The following is a 1,130-nucleotide window of genomic DNA, read 5'->3' as shown; positions in this document are numbered from 1 at the left end:
AGCATGCGGCCGCCGTCGCCGGTGAGGCGCAGGTAGTAGTCGGAGGAGCAGCGGGTGCCGTCCTCGTCCAGGGCGAGCATGCCGGAGTTCGTGGGGACCATCGCGAGCGTCTCGGCGGACTTGGCGATCTGGTTGCCCTCGTTGTACTCGTCGAACATCGAGATGTAGATGCCCTGGGCGCCCAGGCGGACCATGTTGTAGAACTGGCGCCACATGAAGTCGCCGTGGGCGCGCTGGCGGCTCTTGACGTCGCCCGGCAGCACGCACGGCTGGTAGTCGATGCCGTTGGCGTTGCAGTCGGCCTGGTCGGGGACGTTGACGTTGGTGTAGAAGCGGTCGGTGTCGGCGACGTTGCCGATGCGGCCGACCATCCACGGCGAGATCATGTTGAAGGCGTGGTAGACCTCGCTGAACCCGGGCCGGGAGTCGTTGATGCCCTGCCGCCAGTAGGTGGGCACGCCGCCGATCACGTAGCAGCCCTGGCTCTTGAACCAGTTGACCACGTCCAGGCAGGGGGCGGGCGGGAAGGGGCGCTGGTTGTCGTTGAAGCCGAACCCCCAGATGCACACCACCGGTTTGCCGTTCTGCATGGCGTACATCGGCGAGGCGGTGTGGGCCTTCATCTTGCTGGTCCAGTCGGTCTTGATCTCCGACTGGAAGTTCGCCCAGTCCGACACGTCGTACATGATGTAGAACTTGCGGCCGTTGGCCTCGGCGGCGGTGCGGACCTTGGCGGCCATCGCGTCCCGGGTCGGGCCCTCGGCACCGAAGGGGTTGAAGCGCTGCAGGGCGGCGGTGTCGATGTTGTTCTCGCGCATCCAGCGGAAGTGGGTGTCGACGGTCTGCTGGTCGTAGGAGGAGAACAGCGTGGCGGGCTGCCCGTTGCCCAGGTTGGCGTAGGCGGTGGGGTAGGTGCGCGTGTACTCGCGCGTGTCGGGCCAGGCCACGATCGTGGTGTTGCTCGGGGACGGCGGCTGGCCGCCGTTGGCGCTCCAGTGCCACCAGGTGTTGATCGGGGCGCCGTCGCCGATGCAGGCGAACCAGCCCTGGTACCCGACGGTGATCTTACCGACGACGTCCCCGGGCGGGCTCGCCGCGCTCGCCGCGCTGGTCAGCGCGGACGCCAGCTG

At 67.7% G+C, this 1,130-nt stretch carries 1 protein-coding gene; it reads right to left on the bottom strand.

Annotated elements, in window-relative coordinates; translation table 11 throughout:
- Window positions 1-1,130: glycoside hydrolase family 99 protein (locus DQ384_RS40185; RefSeq protein WP_114034134.1), on the bottom strand; the 1,130-nt coding region annotated here is incomplete at both ends.

The sequence above is a fragment of the Sphaerisporangium album genome (assembly GCF_003323745.1).
Lineage (GTDB): Bacteria > Actinomycetota > Actinomycetes > Streptosporangiales > Streptosporangiaceae > Sphaerisporangium > Sphaerisporangium album.
The sequence above is the reverse complement of the archived record's forward strand: the minus strand, read 5'-3'. Positions and strand labels throughout refer to the sequence as shown.